This is a genomic window from Arthrobacter sp. SO3, assembly GCF_020532825.1.
In the GTDB taxonomy this organism is placed as follows: Bacteria; Actinomycetota; Actinomycetes; order Actinomycetales; family Micrococcaceae; genus Arthrobacter.
Genome location: NZ_MQTS01000168.1, coordinates 30,414 through 38,747 on the forward strand (window position 1 = coordinate 30,414; position 8,334 = coordinate 38,747).

Below are 8,334 nucleotides of genomic sequence, written 5' to 3' on the forward strand. Positions count from 1 at the left end.
TTTACCTGCCTGCGGGCTGGGCAATTCAACGGCTGATTTCGTGGTTTCAACCTCGACGAGGGGCTGGTTCCGCTCGACCTGGTCACCCGGGCCCACGAGCCATTCCAGCACGGTCGCCTCGATCAGGCCCTCGCCGAGGTCGGGAAGCGGGAAGGAAATTTCAGCCACGTTTGTACTCCAATACTCGCTGGATCCCGAAGAGGATCCGGTCAATGTTCGGGATGTATTCGTCCTCCAGGTCCCCCGAAGGGTACGGGACGTCGAAGCCGGTGACCCGTTCCACCGGAGCCCTGAGTGTGTCGAAGCAGCCCTGGGTGATCAGCTGGGCCACTTCGGCGCCCAGCCCGGACGTGAGCGGCGCTTCATGGACGACGACGGCGCGCCGCGTCTTGCGCACGGAGGCGGCCAGCGCCCCGGCGTCGATGGGCTTGAGCCAGCGCAGGTCCAGGACCTCGATGTCGATCCCGTCCTCGGCGGCCAGTTCGGCCACCTGGAGGCAGCGGGCCACCATGGCGCCCCACGCGACGAGGGTGAGGTGCCGGCCCTCGCGCATGACTTTTGCGCCGGTGGGGGAGCCCCCGGCCGCGTCATGGCTGGCGACATCCACCTCGCCCTTCTGCCAGTAGCGTGACTTCGGTTCCATGAAGATCACCGGGTCCGGCCGCGTCGCCGCGTACTTGAGCAGGTGGTAGGCCTCGTGCGGGTTCGACGGCGAAACCACCTTCAGGCCCGGCACATGGGCGAAGAGGGCCTCGAGGCTTTCGCCGTGGTGTTCGGGGGCGCGGATGCCGCCGAAGCTGGGAACCCGCAGCGTGATGGGCATCGGCATGGTGCCGCGGCTGCGGTAGTTCATCCGGGCGATCTGGCAGACGATCTGGTTGATGGCCGGGTAGGCGAAGCCGTCGAACTGTACCTCGGGGATGGGGTGGAACCCGGCCATCGCCAGGCCTACGGACATGCCCAGGATCCCGGATTCCGCGAGCGGCGTGTCAAAGACGCGCTGTTCGCCGTGCTTGGCCTGCAGGCCGTCGGTAATCCGGAAGACCCCGCCGAGCCGGCCGCAGTCCTCGCCGAAAATCAGGGTCTTCGGGTTCTCCGCAAGGACCTCGTCGAGCGCCCGGTTCAGGGCCTGCTGCATGGACATCACGGTGCTGGAAGCGGGCGTGCCTGCGCTCGTGCTTGCAGCGGCGCCGCTTTCGAGAATCGAGTTAGACATGTTCGGACTCCTCGCGCCAGTTGGCGGCCTGGGCCTGCAGGGCAGGGGTGGTTTCCTGGAAGACCAGGTCAAACATTTCGGTGCCGGGGCGGGAGCCGAGGGCCTGGATGCCGGTGCGGATCTGTTCCTCCTCTGCCTTGGCCGCGGCGAGGGCCTCGGCGAAGAAGGCCTCGTCGGCGGCGCCGTCTGCGAGCAGCCGCTGCCGGAAACGGTGCAGCGGGTCCGGCCCGGCGCCGTCGCGCTCCTCGTCGAGAGAGCGGTAGCGCCCGGGATCGTCGGAGGTCGAGTGCGGGCCGCGGCGGTAGGTCATGGCTTCGATGAGCACGGGGCCGTTGCCGGAGCGGGCGTGCGCAAAGGCGCGCCGGGTGGCCTCGACGACGGCGACGACGTCGTCGCCGTCGATCTGCAGTGCCGGCATGCCATAGCCGGCGGCGCGGGCGGCGACGGAGCCGCCGGCCACCTGGCGTTCGGTGGGAACCGAGATGGCCCAGCCGTTGTTCTGGACGAAGAACACCACGGGGGCTTTCATGACGGCGGCGAAGTTCAGCGCCTCGTGGACATCCCCCTGGGAGGAGGCGCCGTCGCCGAAGTAGGTCATCGCGACGCCGTCCTTTCCGTCCAGGGTCTGGCCGTGGGCCCAGCCGACGGCGTGCAGCACGGAGCCGGCCACGACGGCCTGGATCGGGGCGAGCCGGGATTCCAGGGGGTCGTAGAGGCCGCCGTGCCAGGTGGCCTTGTGGGTGGACATGTACGCCACCATGTCAACGCCCATGGTGCGGGCCACACCCATCTCGCGGTAGGTCGGGAAGACGAAGTCCCGGGTGGTGTCCACGGCGTAGCCGCTGCCCACCTGGGCTGCCTCCTGGCCGATTTCCGGGGCATAGCCCGGGATGATGCCCTGGCGCTGCCAGGCGATGGCCGAGGTATCGAGGTGGCGGACCGCCACCATCAGCGAATAGAGCTCGCGGAGCTGGGCTGGTGTCAGCGGTTCGGCGGCGCCGCCGGAACCCGCGGGAAGTGTATCCATGGCTGTGACCCTAGTCACCCGCTGGGCGGTGTGCAATCAGCCGATAAATGACTGACCAGACTGCACAAAAGTGCCAGCCGGGCGGGCATTAGGCTTCACAATTTGTGCAGTTTGGTCAGCTTGTAGGGCAGCGCCCGGCTAGCGTCCGGCTAGCGCCCGGCTAGCGTCCGGCTAGCGTCCGGCGTCGGCGGGCCCGGCCTGCCCTGCCGGTTCCGCGGCGCGGTTGCGGGTCAGCCGGGCGCCGATCCAGCATGCCGCGGCAATGCCGGCGACCAGGACGATGGTGCTGACGAGCTGCCTGCTGCTGTCCGGGCTGCTGAAGCCGACGGCGAAGATCAGGGCCAGGAGCACCAGGCCGAAGATCGTAAGTCCCGGGAAGCCCTTCATCCGCAGCGGGAGGGCGGTGCCCTCGCGGTCGGCGCGGCGGCGGAGGATCAGCTGGGACACGAGCGCTGAGCCCCAGACCATCAGGCAGGTCGAGCCGACCAGCTGGAACAGCGCCGGAAGGATCTGCTCGGGAAAGAGCAGCTCCAGCACGGCGGCCAGGAACCCGAAGGCCACGGAGACGCCGACGGCGAGCATCGGCACCCGCGCCTTGTTGACCTTCGACAGGAAGCGGGGGGCCTCGCCGCGTTCGGAGAGCGAGTAGACCATCCGGGATGCGCCGTAGAGGTTCGCGTTCAGGGCCGAAAGGAGCGCGACGACGGCCACCAGCGTGATGGCGGCGCCGGCGCCGGGGATGCGGGCCACGTCCAGGACTCCGGCGAAAGGCGACGCCAGGGCGTCCGAGGTGTACGGCAGGACGGCGGCAATGACGAACACCGAGCCGATGTAGAAGACCAGGATCCGCCACACGACGGTGCGGATCGCCAGGGCTACGCTGTGCTGGGGGTTCTCGGTTTCGGCTGCGGCCACACTGACAATCTCGGTGCCGCCGAAAGCGAAGATCACCACGAAGAGCGCCGTGGCGATGCCGCCCAGGCCCGCCGGGGCGAAGTCGGCGGTGATGTTGGACAAGCCCGGGGACCCGACGTCCGGCAGCCAGCCCAGCAGCAGTGCGGTCCCGATGCCCAGGAACAGCAGGATGGCGGCCACCTTGAGGATGGCGAACCAGAACTCAAACTCGCCGAAGTTCTTCACACCGGCGAGGTTGATCGCGGTGAACAGCACCATGAAGATCAGGGACAGGGCCCAGACCGGGATCACCGGCCACACCGTGAAGAGCAGGGCGGCCGCGCCGAGGGCCTCGGCCGCAATGACCACCACCAGCTGCAGCCACCAGAGCCAGCCCACGGTGGCGCCCGCGGTCCGGCCCATGGCCTTGGCGGCGTAGACGGAGAACGCGCCGCTGTTGGGATTGGCTGCGGCCATTTCGCCGAGGGCCCACATCACGAGGATGATCAGGGTTCCCGCGACCAGGTACGAAATCAGGACGGCGGGTCCGGCGGCCTTGACGCCGGCCCCCGAGCCCAGGAACAGGCCGGCGCCGATGGCACTGCCCAGTCCCATCATGGTGAGTTGGCGGGGCTTCATGCTGTGGCCGAGTTTCAGGCCGGGGCGCTCTGCGGTGGACTTCATTGTCATGCTGGCGAACCTTCGTGTGGTTTGGATCATTGGTCCTTGTGGGACCTCTTGAATTTACCGCTACCGGGCGGGGCTGGCGTGCGCCGGCCGTGAGAACATGGTGACAGTTTGTTGGCAGGAAGCGCAGCTTTCCCTACGGTTTGCGATACAAACCCGGCTGCAAGAGGAGCATTTGATGGACATTGACCCTCTGGACGCGAAGATTGTCCGATTCTTCACCGACTCGCCCCGCGCCTCGGTGCTGGAAGCCTCCCGCGTGCTCAAGGTTGCCCGCGCCACCGTGCAGTCACGGCTGGACCGGATGCAGGACAGCGGGGTTATCGGTTCGTGGGTGCCGCAGCCGGATCCGGCCCACTTCGGGTTTCCCGTCGTGGCCTTCTGCTCCCTGACGATCAATCAGGACCTCGGGCACGACGCCGTCGTCGAGGCCCTCGCGGCGATCCCGGAACTGATCGAAATCCACACCGTCTCCGGCGGTTCGGACCTGATGGCCCGCATTGCGGCCCGCTCCAACCCGGACCTGCAGCGTGTGCTCGATGCCATGATCGCGACCCGGACGGTGCTTCGTTCCTCGTCGGTGATTGTGCTCAACACGCACTTCCAGGGCCGCACGCTCCCGCTGCTGGAAGCCGCCGCCGCGAAAGGTTGAGCCGGGTTGGCGCGGCCGCACCCGAATGTGAGCTGAAACATTTTGCGCCCGGCCGGTCGCGTCGTAGAATTAGTTCTAGTCATTTTGACTATAACTAATCCGGCGGTCGGGCCGGAACGTCCGGGCCATCCCAGGGGAGCGGTCCGGGGCCTGGGAATGCGGGGTGAACCACCGTTTACACAACAGCAGCCAACGTCGCGGAACGCCAACTCGCGCCCCCGTCACTGGCCATCTCCACGGTGATCTTCGCCCTGCGCCCCAGCGAGCGCTCCGGACGCCCCACCCTCTGGATCCCGCTGGTGGGCCGGATCCGCGAACCCTTCAAGGGCTTGTGGGCACTGCCCGGCGGCCCGCTGACCCATTCCGAGTCCCTGCCGGACGCCGCTTCGCGGAACCTGCAGGAGACCACCGGCCTGGCGCCGAGCTACCTCGAACAGCTCTACGCGTTCGGCGGGCTGCACCGTTCGCCCACCCAGCGCGTGGTCTCCATTGTGTACTGGGCGCTGGTTCAGCCCACCGAGGCCGCGCTCGCGGCCGAATCCGAAAACGTGCGGTGGTTCCGCGCGGACCGGCTCGGCGAACTGGCCTTCGACCACAACGCGATCATCGAGTACGCGCTCTGGCGGCTCCGCAACAAGATGGCCTACGGATCCATCGCGTACCACCTGCTGGGCGAATACTTCACCCTCGCGCAGGTCCGGGAGGTCTACGAGGCCGTTCTGGACCGCGAACTGGACCCGGCCAACTTCCGCCGGCAGGTCAAAGCCACGCCGGAAATCGAAGAAACCGACCAGTACCTGCAGGGCGGCAAACACCGTCCGCCCCGCCTCTACCGTTTTACCGGCCGCCCAGGCCTTGACCCAGACAACAGGAGCACACCATGAGCAGCGTCAACACGGCGATCCAGCTGATTACGCGCGACCAGGCCGCCAGCAGCGCCAAGGGCATTGCAACAGCCGCCTCCACCTGCAGCCCGGCGCTCGCCCGCGGTCCCTGGGATTACGACCTCGCCGAGGCGCTCGCCGGTGTGCCCGCCTACGGCCCCGGTGCCTCCGCCGCGGACCTCGCCCCGGCGTCGACCCCCCGGCAGGGCCAGCTTCCGGAGGAATACAAACTTGCCGGCGACGCCGAACTGGATGCCCGGATCCGGGCCGCCAAGGCGGCACTCGGGGACCGGGCCGTCATCCTGGGCCACTTCTACCAGCGCGACGAGGTAGTGGAATACGCCGACTTCGTGGGCGACTCCTTCCAGCTGGCCAATGCCGCCCTCACCCGGCCCGACGCCGAGGCCATCATCTTCTGCGGTGTGCACTTCATGGCCGAAACCGCGGACATCCTGTCCCGGCCGGACCAGGCCGTGATCCTGCCCAACCTGGCCGCCGGCTGCTCGATGGCGGACATGGCGGACATCGACTCCGTGACCGAGTGCTGGGAAGAGCTGGAGGAACTGTTCGGCACCGAGCCCGACGCCGACGGCCGGGTCCCGGTCATTCCGGTCACCTACATGAACTCCTCCGCCGCCCTCAAGGGCTTCTGCGGTGAGCACGGCGGCATAGTCTGCACCTCCTCGAACGCCGCCACGGTGCTGGAGTGGGCCTTCGAGCGCGGCCAGCGTGTGCTGTTCTTCCCGGACCAGCACCTGGGCCGCAACACCGCGAAAGCCATGGGTGTGCCGCTGGAGCAGATGCCGATGTGGAACCCGCGCAAGGACCTCGGCGGCAACGACGAACAGACCCTGCAGGACTCCCGCGTGATCCTGTGGCACGGCTTCTGCTCCGTCCACAAGCGCTTCAATGTGGGCCAGATCGAAAAGGCCCGCGCCGAATTCCCGGGCGTGCAGGTGATTGTGCACCCGGAATGCCCCATGGAAGTGGTGGACGCCGCCGATTCCGCCGGATCCACCGACTTCATCCGCAAGGCCATCGCCGCCGCGACCGAACCCGCCGTCTTCGCCGTCGGCACCGAGATCAACCTCGTCAACCGGCTGGCCGCGGAGAACCCGCAGCACACGATCTTCTGCCTGGACCCGGTGATCTGCCCCTGCTCCACGATGTACCGCATCCACCCCGGCTACCTCGCCTGGGTCCTGGAAGCGCTTGTGAGGGGCGAGGTGGTCAACCGCATCACGGTGGAGGACGACGTCGCGGCCCCCGCGAAGGTTGCGCTCGAGCGGATGCTGGCGGCGCGGCCGTGACCAGGCGGCTGGTGGTGGTCGGTAGCGGCATTGCGGGACTCTACGCCGCGCTGCTGGCGTCCGACGCGGTGTCCGACGGCGGGCCGGCCTGTGAGGTGGTGCTCCTGAGCAAGGGAACCCTGGAGCAGAGCAACACCTTCTACGCCCAGGGCGGCGTCTCGGCCGTGCTCACGCCGGGGGAGGCGGCGCCCGGCGATTCCGTCGCGGCGCACATCGCCGACACCCTCGCCGCCGGCGCGGGGCTCAACGACCCCGGGGCCGTGCGGGTTCTGTGCGCCGAAGCGGCAGGGGACATCGCGGGCCTGCAACGGTTCGGTGTGCACTTCGACGCCGGACCCGGCGGTGCCCCGGCGCTTGGCCTTGAAGCCGCGCATTCCGCCGCGCGTATCCTGCACGCCGGCGGAGACGCGACGGGTGCCTGTATTGCCCGCGCGCTCGTCGCCGCCGTCCTGGACCGTGCGCTCCAGGGCCGGCTGCGGGTCGAGACCAACACGTTCGTGACCGAACTGCTCACCGGTCACCAGGAACCGGGTTCGACTGCGGACGCCGCCCGGGTCTCCGGCGTCGCCTACCTGTCCAACGGGCAGCCCCGGCAGTTGGACGCCGACGCGGTGCTCCTGGCCACCGGAGGTGCCGGCCGGCTCTTCGCCCGGACCAGTAACCCCTCCGTCGCCACGGCCGATGGACTGGCCCTGGCCTGGCGGGCGGGGGCCGCCGTCCGCGACCTGGAGTTCTTCCAGTTCCACCCCACCACGCTGGCTGCGGACGAGGTTCCCGGCGGTCCGCCGGCGCTGCTGATCTCCGAAGCCGTCCGTGGGGAAGGCGCCGTCCTGCTCGACGCCGCCGGCTACCGCTTTATGCCTGACTACCATCCCGCCGCCGAGCTGGCCCCGCGCGACGTCGTCTCCCGCAGCATTGCCCTGCACCTCGCCGCGACCGGCGCGCCGCCGGACAGCCCCGTCTTCCTGGACGCCCGGGGGATCGAGGCCTCCCGCGGTCCCGGTTTCCTGGCCCGGCGTTTCCCCACCATCACCGCGGCCACCCGCGCCGCCGGCTACGACTGGACCGCTCAAACGCTTCCGGTGTCCCCGGCGGCCCACTACTGGATGGGTGGCGTGTCCACGGATCTTTGGGGGCGCACCACCGTGCCGGGGCTGTACGCAGCCGGCGAAGCCGCGTGCACGGGAGCGCAGGGCGCCAACCGGCTGGCGAGCAACTCCCTTCTGGAGGGACTTGTCTTCGGACGCCGGGTGGTGGAGGCATTCCTGGGCGCGGCGGGCACCGGACCCGGTCCGGCCCCGTCACCCGCCGGTGCCCGCGAAGAACTCCCCGCCGCGGAGACGGGGCAGGGCAGTGTTCCGTTCAGCCGGGACGCGCTGCGGCGCCTCATGACCGGCGCGGCCGGGGTGATGCGCACCGGAGCGGGCCTCGCCGCCGCCGCCGTCCGGCTTGCGGAATGGGCCTCGGCCGGTGGGGACCGTGCCGGCCTGGACCAGTCCGCCCACGAGGACCGGAACCTGCTGCTCGCCGCCCGGCTGCTCGTGGCGGCAGCGCGCCAGCGCACCGGCTCCGTGGGAGCCCACTACCGGGCCGATGTGGACACCCCTGCCCGTCCGGCCGTGCTCGCTGCCCCCGCCCGCCCGGCCCAGCAGGCCGGCCCGTAC

Annotated in this window: 8 protein-coding genes; 4 read left to right on the forward strand and 4 right to left on the reverse strand. The window is 69.3% G+C overall.

What is annotated here, in order from left to right:
* The 4 genes from BJQ90_RS15875 to BJQ90_RS15890 form a co-directional block, all read right to left on the reverse strand.
* Window positions 1-168, reverse strand: a 168-nt coding sequence (locus BJQ90_RS15875) for a biotin/lipoyl-containing protein (protein WP_319004649.1), incomplete at its 3' end; no start/stop codon positions are given.
* A complete protein-coding gene (locus tag BJQ90_RS15880) occupies window positions 161-1,216 on the reverse strand; it encodes an alpha-ketoacid dehydrogenase subunit beta (protein ID WP_226761194.1) in 1,056 nt (351 codons plus the stop codon). The genes BJQ90_RS15880 and BJQ90_RS15875, both read right to left, overlap by 8 nt.
* On the reverse strand, window positions 1,209-2,243 hold the full coding sequence (locus BJQ90_RS15885) for a thiamine pyrophosphate-dependent enzyme (RefSeq protein ID WP_226761195.1): 1,035 nt from the start codon (window positions 2,241-2,243) through the stop codon (window positions 1,209-1,211). The genes BJQ90_RS15880 and BJQ90_RS15885 overlap by 8 nt, the downstream gene beginning before the upstream one ends.
* 171 nt (window positions 2,244-2,414) lie before the next feature.
* Window positions 2,415-3,827 (reverse strand): amino acid permease, encoded by a 1,413-nt coding sequence (locus tag BJQ90_RS15890; protein WP_226761196.1) that lies wholly within the window; start codon window positions 3,825-3,827, stop codon window positions 2,415-2,417.
* A 175-nt stretch (window positions 3,828-4,002) separates the two neighbouring features.
* Here BJQ90_RS15890 and BJQ90_RS15895 point away from each other — a divergent pair, with 175 nt between their 5' ends.
* The 4 genes from BJQ90_RS15895 to nadB all read left to right on the forward strand — a co-directional run.
* A complete protein-coding gene (locus tag BJQ90_RS15895; RefSeq protein WP_226761197.1) occupies window positions 4,003-4,476 on the forward strand; it encodes an Lrp/AsnC family transcriptional regulator in 474 nt (157 codons plus the stop codon).
* Window positions 4,477-4,706: 230 nt separating this feature from the next.
* On the forward strand, window positions 4,707-5,360 hold the full coding sequence (locus BJQ90_RS15900) for an NUDIX hydrolase (RefSeq protein ID WP_226761203.1): 654 nt from the start codon (window positions 4,707-4,709) through the stop codon (window positions 5,358-5,360).
* On the forward strand, window positions 5,357-6,670 hold the full coding sequence (nadA, locus tag BJQ90_RS15905) for a quinolinate synthase NadA (RefSeq protein WP_226761198.1): 1,314 nt from the start codon (window positions 5,357-5,359) through the stop codon (window positions 6,668-6,670). The genes BJQ90_RS15900 and nadA overlap by 4 nt, the downstream gene beginning before the upstream one ends.
* Window positions 6,667-8,334: L-aspartate oxidase (gene nadB / locus BJQ90_RS15910; protein WP_226761199.1), on the forward strand; the 1,668-nt coding region annotated here is incomplete at its 3' end. The genes nadA and nadB, both read left to right, overlap by 4 nt.